Source organism: Mastigocladopsis repens PCC 10914 (genome assembly GCF_000315565.1).
Taxonomy (GTDB): domain Bacteria; phylum Cyanobacteriota; class Cyanobacteriia; order Cyanobacteriales; family Nostocaceae; genus Mastigocladopsis; species Mastigocladopsis repens.
The window spans coordinates 1,790,068-1,808,816 of sequence record NZ_JH992901.1 but is presented as its reverse complement, the minus strand read 5'-3'; the positions used below and the strand labels follow the sequence as shown (position 1 = coordinate 1,808,816).

Here is an 18,749-nt window from a genome sequence, read left to right as displayed (position 1 = left end):
ATTTTACGTTTAATTTCGCCCACTTATAGCGGTTTGCAACTGGGTGAGGTACACAAAGAAAGAATGAACCACAGATGGACGAGGCAGTGCGTTGCGGGGGTTCCCCCCGTTGAAGCAACTGCCGTACTGATGGACACAGATAAATTAGTACTTCATTCAGATGAGAAACGCTATATATCATGTTCGGGAAATTACTCATAATAAAACTTGTTTGTAGTAAGGACTTTAGTCTTTGCTTTCAAAGAGCAAGAGGACTTTAGTCCTCACTACGAATTTATTAAGGTTATTTAACCGGACATAACATTACTTATATGTTTTTTGAGTTGACAACAATTTTACAGAAAGCTTTTATTTCCTTTGTACAAATGAAATACTTGTTTCCTCTTATTACTCTCTCTCTCCTGGTGAAAACTCCCTTGCCAGTTAGAGCGCAAACCCAAATTAGCCCCGATGGCACTTTACCTACCAACGTCAATAATGTTGGTGAGGGAGTCTATGAAATTACTGGCGGTACCCAACCTAGTAATGGTGCTAATCTTTTCCACAGCTTAAAAGATTTCTCTGTACAATCAAGGGATACAGCCCGTTTTGTCCATTCCCAAGGTGTTGACAACATCATCACCCGCATCACTGGCGGGTTGCCTTCTGAAATTAACGGCACCATCCAAACACTGATCAACGCTACCACAGATATCGGTCAAGCTAACCTGTTCCTCCTCAATCCTAGCGGTATCATCTTTGGAGAAAATGCCAGTTTGGACATCGGCGGTTCCTTTTTTGCCACCACCGCAGATAAAATGACATTTGCCGATGGTACAGAATTTAGCGCCACTAACCCGACAGCCAGCCCAGTGCTAACAATTAGCGTTCCCATTGGGTTGCAATACGGGTCAAATCCTAACAGTAGCATTCGTGTCAACGGTAATGGCAACAATTTATTAGTCGATTTTAGTTCTGGTTACGTAGACCGCACTAACCGCCCACAGGGACTGCACAACGAAACCCAAACGGGTAAAACTATAGCTCTGGTGGGTGGGAATGTGGTGTTGGATGGCGGAAATGTCACACATCCAGAGGGAAGAGTGGAAATTTGGTCAGTCAAGACTGGTGAAGTTTCTTTAGTCAATAATAATCAACAGTTACAACTTCAACCAGGACAAGGAATTAACTACGGTGACATAGAATTGTTGAATGCAGCATCTGTTGATACCAGTGGCAACAGTGCAGGTAGTATTCAACTGCGAGGTGGAAACATCAGCCTAACTGATGGTTCAGTCGTTATCACAGATACTTTGGGGAATGGCACACCAGGAACATTGAATGTCTTTGCTTCTGAATCTTTGAAGGTACAAGGGATAGTTGATAATCCAAATAATCAATACTACAGTGGCATATTTGCTGATGTGGCACCAGACGCAACGGGAAATGGCAGCAACATCGTCATTGAAACCAAAGACTTGCAGGTGAGTGATGGTGGTCAAATACAAAGTGCAACTTTTGGGGCTGGTTCTGCGGGCGATTTGAGCGTGAGAGCTAAAGATATTCAAGCCATCGGCGATTCCTTTTTAGGAGCCAGTGGCATATTTTCCCCAGTTAATCCAAGTGCCACTGGCAATGGGGGTAACTTAAATATTGAGACTGGAAGCTTGCGAATTGAAGCAGGCGCTCAGATATTTACTACTACCTTTGGCTTGGGTAAAAGTGGAGAATTAAATATTAATGCTTCTGATATAGAAGTTACAGGCGTCTCAGAAGGAGGTTCCAGCCAAATTTCAGCCACAGTGGAAAAGATATCAGGATTTTCAGATTCTGGGACTGGTCAGGGTGGGAATGTGAATATTCAATCCCGAAGTTTACGCCTTGTAGATGGCGGTCAAGTAGCTTCTGCTACCACTGGCTCAGGAAATGCTGGGAATTTGCAAATTAACGCTGACAATGTTGAGTTGGTAGGTACTAGTACATTGGGCCGTAGTGGGTTATTTGCTAGCGCTATCCAAGACAGTGGCAATGGAGGCAATATCACAGTTACTGCTAATCAGTTAACAATTCGCGATGGTGCCACCATTAGTGTGAGCAACTTCCAAAGCCAAGACCCAAATAACAAAGGCACAGGGGCAGCGGGTAGTATTCAAATTAACGCCCCTACCCTGCTACTGAAAAACCAAGGCTCAATTACTGCTGATACTAATGCTGGCGATTTTGGGGACATCACTATCGAATCGCAAAACTTGGTGATGCGTCAAGGGAGTAAAATCAGTACCAATGCCCTTAACAGTTCCAATGGCGGTAATCTTACCATCTCCACTGATACTTTAGTCGCCGTGGAAAATAGCGACATCACTGCAAACGCCCAAAAAGGTTTTGGCGGACGGGTGGTGGTGAATGCTCAAGGTATTTTTGGTACCCAGTTCCGCGAACAAGATACCTCAGAGAGTGACATTACCGCTTCCTCGGAACTAGGTTCGGAGTTTAATGGTACGGTGCAAATCGACACGGTAGATGTGGACCCATCACGCGGGTTAGTGAAACTACCAACAAGTTTAACCGACTCCTCCCAGCGAATTGCTACAGGTTGTGCTGCTACGGCGAAAAATAATAGTTTAGTCTTCAGTGGTCGGGGTGGAATACCAGAAAATCCCAACTATACCTTACGAGGTCAGACTTTATGGTATGATACCCGGAATTTTTCAGAGCCACAGAAGGCAGAGAGAACTCTGAGCGGCGGAAGCCCCCGCTCAGAAGTTCAGTCGGACAGAAGGCAGACACCAGAAGAAACTATTGTGGAGGCGCAAGGATGGGTTGTCGATGCCGATGGTAAGGTAGAGTTGGTGGCGGTGGTACCCAATGCTAGTCCTAAGTTGCAGGCTCCTGGTTGTGGTGGAGCGTAGTGGATATGATTGCTCATTTTTTGCCAGTTTTGTCAGTATCTGCTCACGAGCAAACACAGTATTGACATGAACAATATATGTAATCAAAGCTAGATGCCACTTTTCAGTAAAATTTGGGAATAGCGTTCTTCGTAGCTTGAAATGGCTAACATCGTCAAACAGCCGTGTGATGAGGGAGTGATTCGCTCAGCACCATGCACTGACCCCTGTTCTAGAAACGTTGGACGGTGGGTACTAGCAGCAACAATCCTCGGTTCGAGCATGGCAATGATTGATGGTACTGTTGTCAATGTGGCACTTCCAGTATTGCAATCACAATTGAATGCAACGACTACTGATGTGCAGTGGATTGTTGAGTCCTATGCCCTGTTTCTGGCAGCATTGATCTTGGTAGGTGGGTCATTAGGCGATCGCTTCGGACGACGGCGCATCTTCGCCTATGGTATTGCCCTCTTCGCTTTAGCCTCAGTCTGGTGCGGTCTGTCACCAAATGTCAATCAACTCATTATAGCTAGGGCAGTTCAGGGAATTGGTGGTGCGTTGCTAGTTCCGGGAAGTTTAGCCATCATTAGCGCCTCATTTAGCGCGGAACAACGTGGACAAGCGATTGGAACTTGGTCAGGTTTCACAGCCATTACCTCGGCACTTGGTCCGGTTCTTGGTGGTTGGTTAGTTGAAAATGTCTCTTGGCGCTGGATATTTTTTCTCAATGTTCCCCTCGCTGGCATTGTACTGGGTCTTTTGTTTTGGCGCGTGCCAGAAAGTTACGATGAAGAGTCTGCAAGACTTGACTGGTGGGGGGCTGCTTTGGCAACTCTCGGCTTAGGGGTGATTGTTTATGGACTCATCGAATCATCTCACCTAGGATTGTTCCATCCCCTGGTTCTAGGTTGCTTGGTTGTTGGCGCACTTATCTTGAGTGCGTTTATTTTTGTGGAAGTGAACAACCGCGCCCCAATGATGCCGTTATCTTTATTTCAATCACGCACCTTCAGTGGTGCAAATTTGCTCACACTGCTGCTTTACTCCGCTTTGGGTGGGGTGTTTTACTTTGTCCCCTTCAATTTAATTCAAGTGCAAGGCTATTCGGCAACAGCGGCTGGCGCGGTATTCTTACCTTTTATTGTAATTATGTTCCTGCTTTCACGTTGGTCTGGGGGATTGGTCAGTCGCTACGGCGCAAAACTCCCCTTGACAATTGGTCCGATAATTGCATCCATTGGATTTGCCTTGTTTGCTCTCCCAGGAATTGACGGTAGTTACTGGACAACATTTTTCCCCGCTATAGTCGTGTTAGGTTTGGGTATGGCAATGAGCGTTGCCCCCTTGACAACAACAGTGATGGGTGCAGTCAAGCAACGCCAAGCTGGTATTGCTTCGGGAATTAACAATGCTGTTGCTCGCACTGCTGGATTGCTGGCGATCGCCATTTTCAATATCTTTGTTTTCAATACATTTAATCGCAGCCTCAATGGGCGTTTAGCAACACTAAACATACCGCCTGAAGTTCAAAAACAGTTGAATGAACAGCGCATCAAGCTAGCGGGTGCTGAAGTTCCTGCTGGTGTGGATGTTGAACTGAGTGCAAAGTTAAAACAGGCGATCGCTCTTGCATTTGTAGATAGTTTTCGCTTGGTGATGTTTATTGCTGTGGGGTTGGCGTTGGCGAGTGCGATCGTTGCCTTTGTGATGATTGGGAGAAGTAAAAGGCAAATGCAGCAACAGATAGGCGTAGGGGGCGCTGACAGTTAAAATATAAAATGACACACACCTACAAATTATTCTTTTTGGCGACTAGAAGTCGCGGCTACACAAACAAAACCCCCCTACGCGGGTTAGCCTAAACCCAGAAACTTGGAAATCAGCGGCAACAGTTTACTACACGCCTCAGCCAATGTTGCCGCAGTGGGTAAGCCAGCTATTGTCCCTTTTAAAATCTTGATAGCCGTTTTCGCCTCTTTTTGCTTCTCCCCTTCTTGGGGATTTTTCCCGGCTTCTGCTAAGGTTTTTACTTGTTCTAATGCTTCAGCTTTATCTTCTTCGGGTAAATCCTTCTCAGCCTCTATTGCCTCTTGCAATTGCGTCAACAATTCCTTAATTCCCGGTTTTTCGGGTTCTGGAGACTTGGGTAACTCGTTGATGGTATTTATTACCGTACCGCTGATGTCACCTAAATTCAAAGCTTGTCCGCTGGCATTAAAATCTCTGCCGACACTGCCAATTTCAATTTTGCGGCTGGCATCATTGCTGTTAGTCATATTTTTATTATCTAGTTTATTTTCAAATTGAACATTAACAGGCTTACTCGCCAATAAGCCAACAATCTCTTTCATATCCGCATATTTTTGGCGATGCTCTTCTATCTGCTTATCTTTAGCTTGTAATTGGGCTTTATATTTTTCTTCTATGGCTTGTAGTGCAAGTGGATAATTTTGCGTAAAATCACGATAAAGCTTTTCTTTATTAGCATCAAGAGGTACATTTACCTTAACAACAACGACCCCATCGCCTTTATTTTCAATACTCTGAATAACGAGTTCCGTGTCTTCATTTTCGACTTGCACTTGTTTGAAGGCGGTAACAAAAGCTTTCCAGTCTATGCCGTCGCGGAAAATTAAATCAACTGTATTTAAAACTTCTTCAAATAGCTTGGTAAATTCTCCTGGTTGAAATTCGCCACTGCTGGGACGGCGTTCGCGATCATCGGTTCCAGGTTTGAAGTTTTCTAGAAGATAGACAAAGTGACAATCGACATTATCTAACTTAGTTGTACTTTCAATATTCCATGCTTCCACACAAACACCAGTCATGTGAGCGTTGGTAAAATTAGTGCCAACAGCTTGAGCGAGAGTCAGGTTTGCCCACTCTAAACAAGCGCCTTGGAAGGTAGCTTCACTAATATCAGCGTCTTTGAGATTTGCTTCTTTCAGGTCTGCGTCTCTGAGGTTTGCACCTTTGAGGTTAGCACCAACATAGGATTTTCCTCGACCATTGCCAGTAACAAGTAAATTGAGAATAGCTCGTTTAGCCAATATTGAGTCCCCTACTCGGGCAAAGTCAAGTTTTTTTGCTTCATAAAAACAAGTGCGTGTCAGGTTTGCTTTTCTGAAATCTGTGCTTGTGAGGGTTGCACCAGTAAAGTCAGCATCGGTTAAGTCAGCACCATGAAAACTGGTTCCACCTGTAGAGCCAAATGCGATCGCTCTTTTATAAATTAAGCCGTATCTTTCATCTCCTTGCATCGCATTCTGTGCAATATGAACGCTCAATATCAGAATAGAGATAATAACTATACCAGTGACAACACGAAAATACGATGGATGATCAATATTATGTCTTGTTGCACTCACCACTATTGAGCTAGAAAAAGCAGCACAGCCGACAATAACAGCAAGTCTCCAGAAAATAGAAGATTTAACTTTATTGGCACCAAGAATAATTATGGCACTATTAATAATACCTGCATCAACAATAGTCGCAGCAACGACACCAGCAAATGCAGCCCCACTGCTACGCTTATAGTCGTCAATATTTAAGGTGGTAATAGTAGCAGTAAGAACAGAACTAGCGATCGCACTAATGAAGATTGAGACGTTTAGAGATGTATCTAAATTTTTATAAGTAGTAAGAAAAGAGAAAAATATAAGTACTACTAAGGTAGCAACACCAGATGTTATTCGATACCTGAAGTCAGTATTAGGATCAATCAAGCGGTATAGCACGTATATAACGTACTCGGAGGCAAATCCTGATAATGCTGATAAGAACAGTAATGCTATGAGCAACCCAATTGTCCAACGTCGCTGTAGTCCAGCCTTAGCACCTGTGAAGTTAGCCTCTTTGAGGTTAGCATTGCTAAAATCTGCCCCTCTAATATCTGCACCGCTAAAGTTTGCTCCAGTCAGGTTTTGACCTTTAAAGGAGCGACCTCGGAGATTTTGACCGGAGTAGTCTGGCGGCATAACTGGGTCATGAAGAGGTTGTTGCTGAGATTTTATACAATTTCGCTGTGTAATATTCCGGATTTTGTAAAATTTTCATCGATATTACTCGTAATGAGTCCACATACTTAGAACTTTCACGACTCGCTCAACTTCGGCGCACTTCATATACAAGCCGATGTTGAATATTAATTCTTCGAGAATACGCCCCTTGCAAATCTCCTTTTAACTTTTCATAAGAAGGAGGATTTTCATAGGGATTTTGCTCCAAAATTGCAAGAAGCTCTTCTGCTTTCGGCTTGAGTCTAGATCCAGCAAGCTTCTTTGCATCTTTTTGTGCTCGCTTGGTAAAGCGTAATTCCCACACTACCAATCAAGCTCCTCTTTGGTCACACATTCCTCAACAGGAGTACGCATTCCTTCAAGGATATCCTCTCCCATTCGGTGGAACTTGGAGTATATGCAACGTTTCTTGGATTGCGTTCCAGTCCTCAAGAGCAACAAGTACCGCTTGATTTTGATGACCAGTAATTATGACTGGTGTATGAGATTTTGCACTTTCATTGATAACAGCATCAAGGTGCTGTTGTGCGTCGTTGACATGAACAACATCCATGATTGGAACCTCTTTTCTATCCAGTTGACTTGGCGTTGGCGAGTGCAATTGTTGCCTTTGTGAGATTGGGAGAACTAAAAGGCAGATATCGCAAAGGATGATAAAAAGTTGATTTACCTTATTTAAGACATAACGAGACTTGAGCAGAGTTATTTTTGAAATTTCCTGCAAAAAATAAGTTTTTTTATTTAGGGTGAATTCTAACGCAGGACTGGAATTTTAATGATAAACTCAGTCCCTTTTCCAGGTTCAGAGATGCAGTACATTTGACCACCGTGTTTTTCAACAACGATTTGATAGCTAATAGATAGTCCTAATCCAGTTCCTTTACCAACAGATTTGGTGGTGAAAAAGGGATCGAATATATGCTTCTTAACATCCTCTGTTATACCGGGTCCATTGTCTGCAATGCTAATGACTAACTGGGTGGAGTCTGCCATCTCAGTACGAATTCGGATCAAGAAGCTTGGGAGTTGAACATTGGGGATTTGGTTTTGTTCTTTGCCAAATCTTGACCTCCGATTTTTTATTTCCTCTTCAAGTGCATCAATGGCGTTACAGAGAATGTTCATGAAGACCTGGTTTAGTTGCCCTGCGTAGCACTCGACCAAAGGGATGTTGCCGTATTCCTTGATGATGGTAATGCTTTCTGAGCCTGAATAAGGCTTGAGGCGACTGTGTAAAATGAGCAGGGTACTGTCAATACCTTCATGAATATCAACGGCTTTTTTCTCAGCTTCATCAAGGCGGGAAAAGTTTCGTAACGAGCGGACAATTTCCTGGATACGCCCAGTGCCGACTTTCATAGAGGTAAGGAGCTTGGGAAGATCTGCAGTTAAAAAGTCTAGTTCAATTTCATTGATTGCAGCTTGAATTTCTGCTGCCGGTTCGGGATAGTACTGTTGGTACAAGCTGATTAGCTGGAGTAGATCCTGAATATTATAGTTGGCATGGTCAATGTTACCAGCAATAAAGTTGACGGGGTTATTAATCTCATGGGCAACACCGGCAACGAGTTGTCCTAGGGCTGCCATTTTTTCATTCTGTACTAATCGTGTATGGTTATCCTGAAGGTCGCGCAAGTTAGTCCTAACTATTCTAGATTGCTCTTCTGTCTGTTGTAGTTGAGCAAGTGTTAAGACATGAATTTGGGAGTGAGCTAGGAGTAACTGGTAAAAATCGAGTACTCCATGCCTTCCAGACTCAGCTTCTATTAAAATCGGCTCATAGACGAGTTGGGTTGCTCGTTGCAGTGCCATCTGAGTCGCTTTCACAATCGGCGTATCCTCAGAAAGTACAAAAATTTCTAGCTCTAGCAAATTGTAGAGATTATCGATAGGCCTTTTAGAAAACAGCCCTAAACTATAAGGGCGGGTCATGTACTCAAAAAATACCCGCCGCGAAATCATCCCCACATAACGCTGATTCCTTGTCAGAATAATTCCTGGGAGTAAAGGCTCTTGCTCAAAGAGCTTCATCAAGTTACCTCCAGGACAGTCTATCTCAATGTAAATATGCCAAAGTGGTAACTCTTGCACAGTAGACTTCAATCCCAGGTTTAGCTCAGTTGCATTTTTGACATCATACATAGTTATCATGTTCTGAGTCCTTTACCTTTTAGAAAATGTTTCTGGTTGCACTCTGCTGTGCATACACAAATTACAAAGGAAATTATTAATGGTCGTTTCTGGTGTTGGTGTTACCCCAACTCCAGAGAGATTAACTATCAGTATGAGCAGCCAAAACCTAGAGTTTCTTTTGCCAAAAGGCTGACACATACTAAATGAAATTCATGAATTTGGGTGCTTTTTGTGTTTAATATTATCAAAAGGCAAAAGGTAGTCACTCTGCTTAAGTAGGAAGACACTTCAAAATGTGGGTGAACCAGGGCTGCATAGGTTGTCTAACTCTCTTTCTTGGGCTTCTCTAGAACAAGCCGTAGTGTTATTTTTAGCCTTCCCAAATCTAAGTGACAAAATTTTGTGCTAATAGCACTTACACACATCTCGGACAGTCGTAATACACCTTAATTTAACCACAAGTCTTTTGATACTCCTTTCAGAGATAATCCTTTTATCAGGCAGTGCTCAGTAGGAGAAATAATCATGACATCTCCAGAAATAGAAATATGGCTACAAGAACGCACAGCTTTAGGAATTTTATCGCCTGCGGTGTTGAGCGCGCTAGCTCAAGTTATACAAGAACAAGTTTTTCCAGCAAACTACCATTTAGTCACTGAAGGGACTCCTCCAGAAGCGCTTTATATTCTCCAACAAGGTCAATTGGAAAGCGATAGCAGCAATAAAACCAACCCTGCCTTAGCTATTGGTTTCCTCCCTGGGGCAGTTATTCACCTGCAAGAACTCCTGTTGGATGAAGTGGCGCAGCGTACAATTACAACAGTCACAGAATCCCACTTGTGGGTTGTGGCTGCGGCTAAATTTCGGGAACTCGTCAGCCAGTATCCTGAAATTGCTCAGGCTGTTTCTCGCCAGATGGCTCAAGAATTAGCTCAACTGACATCTGCTCTTACCTATGAACAAGAACGTTCCACAGCGTTGCGACCCTATTTAGTCACCAAGGCGCAGCGCGGAATTGTGGGGACAAGTCGCTATGCTGTGCGTTTGAGACAAGAAATTCGAGAAGCAGCTGATGAGCGCAAATCAGTGTTAATTTTTGGCGAACCAGGGTTAGGAAAAGACATTATAGCAGCACTGATCCACTTCGGTTCCAAACAGCGGCGAGAACCAATTATCAAAGTGAACTGTGGTATTCTCCAGACGAGCGGTACTGATTTGTTTGGTCGTGCTGGAGGCAAACCAGGACTGCTGGAATGGTTGGGGGAAGGCACTTTAGTTCTGAACAACATTCAAGAAACACCCCCGGAGTTGTTGCCAGCATTAGCAAACTTGTTAAAAACGGGCAAATACACCCCTGTAAGTCGTTCGGGAGAACCAACCCCCGAACCCCGCGTCAGTAATGCTCGCATCTTGATAGTTGCAGAAAAAATTCAGCCAGCAATTGAGCGTGCTGTTGGTCAAGTTATCAAAGTGCCACCACTGCGGGTGCGGAAAGCTGATATTAAAGCGCAGATAGAATACTACATTAGTCTATACACGCGAGCGAGAGGTATTGCACGACCGAAAGTCACGCCGGAAGCTTTGCGTCGCTTGCAGTCCTATGATTTTCCAGGCAACTTAAAAGAGTTGCAAAATCTGGTGGAACGGGCGATAGTCCAAGCAGGGGAGGCAAAAGAACTCACAGAAGAAATTTTTTGGTCAGCAGACACCAAGAAAAAGCAATTTCGGGTAAATCTTTTGAATGCTTATCCCAATTTGCGAAAGTTTCTTCGCAGTCCTTGGTGGCCAGATCGCATCAACTACGGTTTTACTTTAACAGCGTTTGCCCTCCTTGTCGCAGTGTTATTTCTTGGTCCGCAAACACGCGATCGCAATTTTGCTTTAAATTTATTTTGGGCTTGGTGGTGGCCCTTCTTCCTATTCGCATTTCCCTTTTTAGGTCGCGTTTGGTGTTCTATCTGTCCCTTCATGATTTATGGGGAAATTACACAAAAGTTCTCCCAAAAGTTCTTTCCTGGAAAACTCAAACGTTGGCCGAGACAGGAGGCTGAAAAATGGGGCGGATGGTTTCTCTTTGGGCTGTTTACTCTCATTTTCTTATGGGAAGAACTTTGGAATTTAGAGAATACGGCATATCTTTCTGGTTGTTTGTTGCTTTTAATTACTGCTGGGGCAATGATTTTCTCTGCCATTTTTGAGCGGCGGTTTTGGTGTCGATATCTTTGCCCCATTGGTGGAATGAATGGTTTATTTGCCAAACTCTCTATGACCGAATTACGGGCGCAACAAGGTATTTGTTCTGCCACTTGTACCACATATCAATGCTACAAGGGTGGACCGCAAAAGGGCGAGGGTATGGAAACTGGTGGGTGTCCGTTATACTCTCACCCAGCGCAGTTGCAAGATAATCGAGACTGCGTGCTGTGCATGACTTGTCTGAAAGCTTGTCCCCATCGTTCGGTTGAGTTTAATTTACGTCCTCCGGGGATTGAATTGTGGACAACTCATGTACCCCACAGCTACGAAGTGGCACTATTGTTTTTACTGTTGGGGGGAGTATATCTCCATCACTTACCGAAATTGCAATCTTGGCTAGGGTTACATCTGGATTTAACCCAGTTTTTGCCTCACTTAGGATTATCTTTACTGGCTCTGATTATCCCAGTAGCTATCCCTTTTTTGGCATATGGCGTGATGCAAATACTATATATAAGTAACAAAGGTTTAAAATCTACATCCCAAAATCCTAAGCCGCGACGATTTGTAGAGCTTGCCTATGGGTACTTACCACTTGTACTAGGAGGAAACTTAGCTCATTATCTGCGTTTGGGCTTGAGTGAAGGAGGGCGTATTCTCCCCGTAACTGTTGCCACTTTCGGTTTAAATGGTGAACAATTACCTATACTTGTGGCTCATCCAGCTGTGGTTGCCTTTTTGCAAGGTACTACCCTGATTTTTTCAGTCCTGTTATCGGTGGTGTTAACACAAAAAATTGCTCGTCAGCCGACGCGATCGCTTTTTTGGCAGCACCTAGCAGCTGTTACGCTGGGAGCTAGTCTATGGGCAATTATTGTATCTAGTTAATAAGTTTGTAGTGAGCGCTTAAGCGCTTACTACAAACCATTTCCCGATTACCAATTACCAATATGGCAAGTTTTCTAGAACCACCACGATTACGTATTGGAGAAGACAGCGAAGAAGAACGACGCGCCACTTGGCTAGAACTTTTTTATGATTTGGTGTTTGTCGTTGCAGTCTCTCAACTCGCCCACTATCTTCACGATCATGTTTCACTATCAGGAGTGTTGGGCTTTGTAGCTCTTTTTATACCCGTATGGTGGTCATGGATTGGCACCACATTCTACGCCAACCGGTTTGATAGCGACGACGTGGCACATCGGCTATTGACTGCTGTGCAGATGCTTGCCATTGCTGGACTTGCTGTTAACGTCCATCACGGCTTGGGTGAAAGTTGCACTGGGTTTGCCCTTTCCTATGCTCTTGGTCGTGTTGTGCTTGTCATTGAATACGTCCGCGCTGGATGGCACATTCCTACAGCACGTCCGTTGACAAATCGTTACGCCACAGGTTTTGCAATAGCTGCTATCCTTTGGGCTATATCAGCATTTGTACCAAGTCCATGGCGGTTTGTATTCTGGACATTGGGACTGATTATTGACTTCGCTACACCCATCTCGGCACGCAAGCTGCAGTTAGAATTACCTCCCCACTCCTCCCACTTGCCAGAGCGTTTCGGGCTGTTTACTATGATTGTCTTGGGCGAAGCAGTTGTCGCGGTGGTCGATGGAGTTTCTGAGCAGAACTGGGATATTTTAACCGTAATCGCCGCAGTTTTCGGTTTATGTATCGCTTTTAGCTTATGGTGGGTCTATTTTGACAACCTCGGTGGCACACCTATTCAGAGGGCGCGGACAGAAGGACGAATAGCCATTTTCAATGTCTGGCTTTACACCCATCTACCTCTCGTTATGGGCATTGCTGCTACCGGAGTTGCCGTAGAACTCGTATTATTGAGTAAGCCAGCGATCGCACTACCCGATACTGTTCGTTGGCTGCTTTGTGCTTCTGTAGCGCTATGCTACCTAGGTTTAGGTATTCTCCACCGTGTAGGGGTCATCCGTTACTGTAAAATCCGTACCAAGTTTCGCCTTGGGGCAGTGCCTATTATCCTGGCGATCGCATTTTTTGGCAAAGGTTTGTTACCTGTTGCGGTCATTGGGCTTGTAGCTGTAGTTTGTGCTATGCAAGTGGTGCAAGATTTATCTCAGAGTCGTCCTACGACCCGCTTGGTTGACCCAGAAATTTAGTCTTGTCCCTTGCAGCAACCCTTTGAATACTTAGTCTGCAATTGCCCACCGTACAAAAGGACGGGAAGCCACTACAGTTTTGTATGTGATTTCGGTAGCAGGTGCGTTAATTTTTCGCAAGTCTACACGGAAATAAGCCTGCTTGTTCTTGAATTGCACATTGTAGAAAGTATATTCTTGCGCTTGCGTTTGCCCAACGCAGGAAGCGTAGTTACTGCGTAAGGGTGAAACGAATTCCACAAACTGCTTATTCGTTGCTGAGACTAACTTAGTTGAGTCCGCAAAAGCTCTAGTATCTGCAATCACCGTATGTTCAGCACCGCCTTCATAAGGTAGTGTAATCCACCACAATCCTACTGTTTTTGGGCAAGTTCCAGAACTACGCTGCACTTTCAGCGTCACATTGGGTGTAGTTAGGGGTTCCGGTGCTGTTTGGGATTGCTTGCTTTGTGCTGTAGCAGACATCATTCCTGCGACAACTATAGGGGATAAAATTCCACAAAAAGTTATTATTTTAGCTAAATTTTTCATTATAGCAGTCGCCAAAGCCGTTAGGACAAGTCGGCGGTAGACACCTTCAACAGCGTACATTGTGAATTGATTGTTGTCCTAAGCTTCTTGTCCGTTGCTATATCAGCAGTTTTTCACCATAAAGTATCGTTGACTTTCGTCGTTTTGTGAAAGTGTCCTAAAATTTGAACTTATCGTGTTGTCAGCTACAGTTCTACCAAAGATAAATGAGCAAGAATGGGAATAAATGTCTCATAATGCAGCTTTTCCCGTAAGTCATGCTGCCATTACATGAAACCTCGAATCATTGTTTGTGGCTTAGGTCGCACCGGATATAAAGTCTTTCGTTTGCTGCGACAACAGGGGGCATTAGTCGTTGGCATTCATCATCAACCCATTCCAGGCGAAGCAGCAGGAGATGTGATTGTTGGCAATTTACACGCAGCTAGTACCCTGACAGCAGCGGGAATTCATCAGGCGCACACTTTGGTGATAGCTGGACCTGATGATGAACTGAATTTGTCAATTATGATGCAAGCGCGGGTGTTGAATCCGCGAATTCGGATTATCAACCGCTTTTTTAATACAAATTTGGGCGATCGCCTCGATCAAAGTGTTCCCAACCACTTGACTATGAGTGTTGCAGGTTTGGCAGCACCAGTTTTCACCTTTGCGGCTTTAGGAAACCAAGCAATTGGACAAATTAAACTCTTTAAACAAACTTGGCCTATTCACGAAGAATATATAGATGAAAATCATCCGTGGCTAGGTCGCAAGCTGAGTGATTTGTGGAACGACCGTTCACGGATGCTGATTTACTATATCCCAGTAAAAGGTGAGATGGATTTGGTCGCTGCGGTGTTGTCCGGACAAGAGTTAAGGGTGGGCGATCGCCTCATCGTTGGTACCCAACCCCGTGTCCGTTCTACCCGCAAATCGCTGATTGCAAAACTTCTGAAAGTCCTGACTAATTTGCGGCAGTTTAAGCAACACGCTCAATCAGTGCTGGTGGGGGCTATGGTACTACTCGTGATTATTCTGATTGCCACACTCACCTACGTGTCAAGTGAATTGAAAATGTCTGTTGTCGATGCCCTGTATTTTTCTGTAGGTATGCTCACCGGAGCAGGTGGTAATGACAATCTGATAGAACACGCTCCCAATAGTATTAAATTATTTACCGTTGTCATGATGTTAATTGGGGTAGCGGTGTTTGGTGTTTGGTACGCGTTGCTCAACGATTTTATTTTGGGAACCCGCTTCAAGCAATTTTGGGATGCAGCACGAGTCCCCCACTGCCATCACTACATCGTTTGTGGATTGAGTGGTATTGGTATAAAAATTGTCCAGCAACTTTATGCTAGCGGACATGAGGTGGTCGTCATTGAGCGCGACTCTAACAACAAATACGTCAACACTGCCCGTGGAGTCGGTATTCCCGTCATTTATGCAGATGCTAGCTTCTCAGCCACACTCAAAGTCGCCAATTTAGATTGTGCTGCAGCAGTGCTTGCCGTGACTGGGAACGATGCGACTAACCTAGAAATTGCCCTCAAAGCAAAATGCATGACACCCAATGTACCAGTAATAGTCCATTATGCAGATCCCGATTTTGCCCGCATGGCACAAGAAGTATTTGATTTCGAGGCAGTCTTGAGTCCTGCTGAACTGGCAGCCCCAGCCTTTGCCGCCGCCGCATTGGGTGGAGAAATACTCGGCAACGGCATCACAGCAGATAGTCTTTGGGTAGCTTTTGCAACCTTGATTACACCATCACACCCCTTTTGCGGTCAGCAGATGAAAGATGTTGCCATGTCCGCTGACTTTGTTCCTTTGTACTTGGAAACCAACAGCCAAACTATTCACGGCTGGGATTTATTGGAAACAAGCCTCAGCGGCGGCGATATTTTGTATCTAACGATGCCAGCGACACGGTTATATCAGTTGTGGCGTTATACGCCGTCGCAGGTGATGGCAAGTTAGGGGGCAATACGGTTCACATAAGATGGTTTGCAGACATGATTGCTTATGTAGAGACGTTGCAATGCAACGTCTTTCTATGCTTTTAGCTGATAATTTTCCAGCTTTAGCCCAAAATATTGATACAGTTAATCATCTCGCTAACTATTTACAAAAAACATCCTTTTTCCGGAATCTCCAGCCCTACGTCCACCAAAAATCACTTTTTCCAAGAAATGATTGAAGGAACTGCTACAGAAGATGATGTCGGAACTCTTGTGTCTTGTTAAATTTTAGCTCCTACACTAAACGCCTTCCATCCACGCAACACACTTCTGTAACGGTCTGCTAATATGATTTTCACTCATTTCAGTTCTTAAAAAAACAAAAAAACCCCTAATGGGGTTTTTATTAAGTGAAGAGAACAATTAGTCTCTACAGTAAATACAGTAAACCGAAGAGGATAATCCAAATCACGTCAACGAAGTGCCAATAGATTTCGGCGGCTTCTACACCAAAGTGATGTTCTTGGCTGTAGTGACCCTTTTTAAACGATCTCCACAATACAGCAAGAATTGCCAAAACTCCAATAGTAACGTGCAGACCGTGGAAGCCAGTCAAGACATAAAATGCACTGGCAAACAAGTTGGTGGTGAGACCAAATTCCAGATGGGTGTATTCATACACCTGGCCCACCAGGAAGGTGATACCCATCGCGGCAGTTATGGCGAACCAAATTCTCATTCCCCACACATTGTTCTTTTTGATAGCGGTATCGGCATTGTGGATGACGAAACTGCTAGCAATCAGGTTAATGGTGTTAACTCCGGGTAGCAATAGTTCTAATTCTGGTGTGCCTTCTGGAGGCCAAACAGGTAGTGTAGAACGGAAAGCCAGATAGGCTCCGAACAACCCCATAAAAATCATCCCTTCAGCAACCAGGAACATAATCAGCCCAAAGAGGCGATGATCCGGATGTTCTTCGTGATGAGCCTCTGCTGTGGCATGGTGGTGATAATTCAGGTCAGCCTTAGCTGGGTCAATAGTTTGGCTTTGCATGAATCTTCCATTGAATTGTGAATTATGAATTATGAGTTATGAATGAAGAAATCTTTTAGCATTCATCATTCATAATTCATCATTGCTCAGCGTTATTCTTTCTCAGCAGCGATAGATGGATATGGCTCGTCAGGAGCGGCGCGTAATACTGAGTTAGGACCGGCAGACAAGACTGGATTGGGATCGGATAAGGGTACACCCTCTTTAGCATGTTCCAAGCCATAGTCGTAGGGACCTGTAGCCAGTACCGGCAGTTGGTCGAAATTCTCAATTGCTGGCGGTGAGGTCGTCATCCACTCTAGGGTCAGTGCATTCCAGGGATTATTACCTGCTTTGGGTCCGTACATCCAACTCCAAATCGCATTGAAAATGAAGGGGAATGTCGAAACCGCTAGCAGATACGCACCTATGGTGCAAAGTTCATTCAGAAACGTGAATTTGGGGTCATACTGGGCAACACGACGGTTCATACCCAACATCCCCAGCTTGTGCATGGGCAAGAAGGTCAGATTTAGACCAACGATAGTCAAGGCAAAGTGAACCCTACCCCAAAATTCATTTAGCATCCGCCCCGTCATTTTCGGGAACCAGTGGTAAATTCCCGAGTAAATGCCGAGAACACTACCCGCAAACAGAACGTAGTGCAGGTGGGCTACCACAAAATAGGTGTCGTGAACGTGAATATCAAACGGTACCGCCGCTAACATGACGCCACTGATACCACCAATCACAAACATCCCGACAAAGCCCATTGCGAACAGCATGGCACTATTGAGCCGGATTTTCCCACCCCACATGGTTGCCAACCAACTGAAAATCTTAATTCCTGTGGGTACGGCGATAATCATTGTGGTGATCATGAAGAACATCCGCAACCAACCGGGGATACCGCTGGTGAACATATGGTGCGCCCAGACGATTAGACCTAAAAAGCTGATTGCCAAACTAGAGTAGGCGATCGCTTTATATCCAAAAATCGGCTTGCGGGAATGAACGGGGATCACCTCGGAAATTGCCCCAAAGAAGGGCAAAATCATGATGTAAACTGCTGGGTGGGAGTAAAACCAGAACATATGCTGGTAAACTACTGGGTCACCACCGCCAGTCGGGTTAAAAAATGTCGTTCCTGCAAGTAAGTCAAAAGCCAGCAGAATTAGACCAGATGCTAGCACTGGCGTAGCTATCAGAGCCAGTGCTGAAGTAGAAAACATTGCCCAGCAAAACAATGGCATTTGAAAGAAACCCATACCTGGGGTACGCATCTTGATCAGGGTGACGATAAAATTGAGTCCCCCCAGAATCGAAGATGTACCCAGCAGCAGCAGGCTCATAATCCAAATTCCCTCACCCACTTGACCTGTTACCAGGCTCAGGGGAGGATAGGAAGTCCAACCCGCATCTGGTGCATCGCCCAGCAGTAAACTGCTAATGAGCAATAACCCAGCAGGGGGAATGATCCAAAAAGCAACAGCATTTAGGCGTGGGAATGCCATATCCTTTGCCCCAATCATCAACGGGATCAGGTAGTTAGCAAACCCCACGCCCGCCGGCACGATCCACAAAAAAATCATGACCGTGGCGTGCAGCGTGAACAAGCTGTTATAAACTTCTGGGCTGACAAAATCCACTTCTGGGGTTCGCAGTTCCGTGCGAACCAATTCAGCCAAAACCCCGCCAATACAGTAAAAGATGAACGTTGTGACTAGGTATTGAATCCCAATTACCTTATGGTCGGTGTTAAATGTAAAGTAGTCTCGCCAATGCCTTACCCCTGGTTCCTCAATCAGAGCAGGGATATTGGCTGTTTCTTGTACCTGTGCTTGTGTCATAAAAACTTAGTTGTCCTTGTTGTCCGTTGTCCTTTGTCC

The 18,749-nt window shown here is 44.6% G+C and carries 12 protein-coding genes; 5 read left to right on the top strand and 7 right to left on the bottom strand.

The window, feature by feature from the left end:
- Window positions 1–311: 311 nt before the first annotated feature.
- Both MAS10914_RS0110170 and MAS10914_RS29925 read left to right on the top strand, forming a co-directional pair.
- Complete coding sequence (locus tag MAS10914_RS0110170; RefSeq protein ID WP_017315828.1) at window positions 312–2,888, top strand: two-partner secretion domain-containing protein; 2,577 nt, start codon at window positions 312–314, stop codon at window positions 2,886–2,888.
- Window positions 2,889–3,029: 141 nt separating this feature from the next.
- On the top strand, window positions 3,030–4,640 hold the full coding sequence (locus tag MAS10914_RS29925; RefSeq protein WP_051151118.1) for an MFS transporter: 1,611 nt from the start codon (window positions 3,030–3,032) through the stop codon (window positions 4,638–4,640).
- Between the two features lie 83 nt (window positions 4,641–4,723).
- Here MAS10914_RS29925 and MAS10914_RS0110160 read toward each other — a convergent pair whose 3' ends face one another.
- From MAS10914_RS0110160 to MAS10914_RS0110145, 4 genes are all read right to left on the bottom strand, one after another.
- On the bottom strand, window positions 4,724–6,850 hold the full coding sequence (locus MAS10914_RS0110160) for a pentapeptide repeat-containing protein (RefSeq protein ID WP_017315825.1): 2,127 nt from the start codon (window positions 6,848–6,850) through the stop codon (window positions 4,724–4,726).
- A 127-nt stretch (window positions 6,851–6,977) separates the two neighbouring features.
- A complete protein-coding gene (locus MAS10914_RS31535; protein ID WP_017315824.1) occupies window positions 6,978–7,196 on the bottom strand; it encodes a Txe/YoeB family addiction module toxin in 219 nt (72 codons plus the stop codon).
- A 54-nt stretch (window positions 7,197–7,250) separates the two neighbouring features.
- Window positions 7,251–7,445 carry a type II toxin-antitoxin system Phd/YefM family antitoxin gene (locus MAS10914_RS31530; RefSeq protein WP_017315823.1) on the bottom strand — a complete coding sequence of 65 codons (195 nt, stop codon included), beginning with the start codon at window positions 7,443–7,445 and terminating at the stop codon, window positions 7,251–7,253.
- A gap of 200 nt (window positions 7,446–7,645) precedes the next feature.
- Window positions 7,646–9,043 (bottom strand): sensor histidine kinase, encoded by a 1,398-nt coding sequence (locus tag MAS10914_RS0110145; protein WP_026082457.1) that lies wholly within the window; start codon window positions 9,041–9,043, stop codon window positions 7,646–7,648.
- Window positions 9,044–9,550: 507 nt separating this feature from the next.
- On the opposite strand from MAS10914_RS0110145, the gene MAS10914_RS0110140 reads away from it, so the two are divergent.
- Both MAS10914_RS0110140 and MAS10914_RS0110135 read left to right on the top strand, forming a co-directional pair.
- Entirely contained in the window at window positions 9,551–12,109 is a 2,559-nt protein-coding gene (locus tag MAS10914_RS0110140; protein WP_017315821.1) for a sigma 54-interacting transcriptional regulator, read from the top strand.
- 62 nt (window positions 12,110–12,171) lie between these two features.
- Window positions 12,172–13,353: a low temperature requirement protein A gene (locus tag MAS10914_RS0110135; RefSeq protein WP_017315820.1), complete on the top strand. Its 1,182-nt coding sequence runs from the start codon at window positions 12,172–12,174 to the stop codon at window positions 13,351–13,353.
- Between the two features lie 30 nt (window positions 13,354–13,383).
- Here the strand turns inward: MAS10914_RS0110135 and MAS10914_RS0110130 are convergent, their stop codons facing one another.
- A complete protein-coding gene (locus MAS10914_RS0110130; protein ID WP_017315819.1) occupies window positions 13,384–13,944 on the bottom strand; it encodes a hypothetical protein in 561 nt (186 codons plus the stop codon).
- Between the two features lie 210 nt (window positions 13,945–14,154).
- Here MAS10914_RS0110130 and MAS10914_RS0110125 point away from each other — a divergent pair, with 210 nt between their 5' ends.
- On the top strand, window positions 14,155–15,846 hold the full coding sequence (locus tag MAS10914_RS0110125; RefSeq protein WP_017315818.1) for a potassium channel family protein: 1,692 nt from the start codon (window positions 14,155–14,157) through the stop codon (window positions 15,844–15,846).
- Window positions 15,847–16,257: 411 nt separating this feature from the next.
- Here MAS10914_RS0110125 and MAS10914_RS0110115 read toward each other — a convergent pair whose 3' ends face one another.
- Window positions 16,258–16,881 carry a cytochrome c oxidase subunit 3 gene (locus tag MAS10914_RS0110115; protein WP_017315816.1) on the bottom strand — a complete coding sequence of 208 codons (624 nt, stop codon included), beginning with the start codon at window positions 16,879–16,881 and terminating at the stop codon, window positions 16,258–16,260.
- 92 nt (window positions 16,882–16,973) lie between these two features.
- Window positions 16,974–18,710, bottom strand: a complete 1,737-nt coding sequence (gene ctaD, locus MAS10914_RS0110110) for a cytochrome c oxidase subunit I (RefSeq protein ID WP_017315815.1) — start codon at window positions 18,708–18,710, stop codon at window positions 16,974–16,976.
- Between the last annotated feature and the right edge of the window lie 39 nt (window positions 18,711–18,749).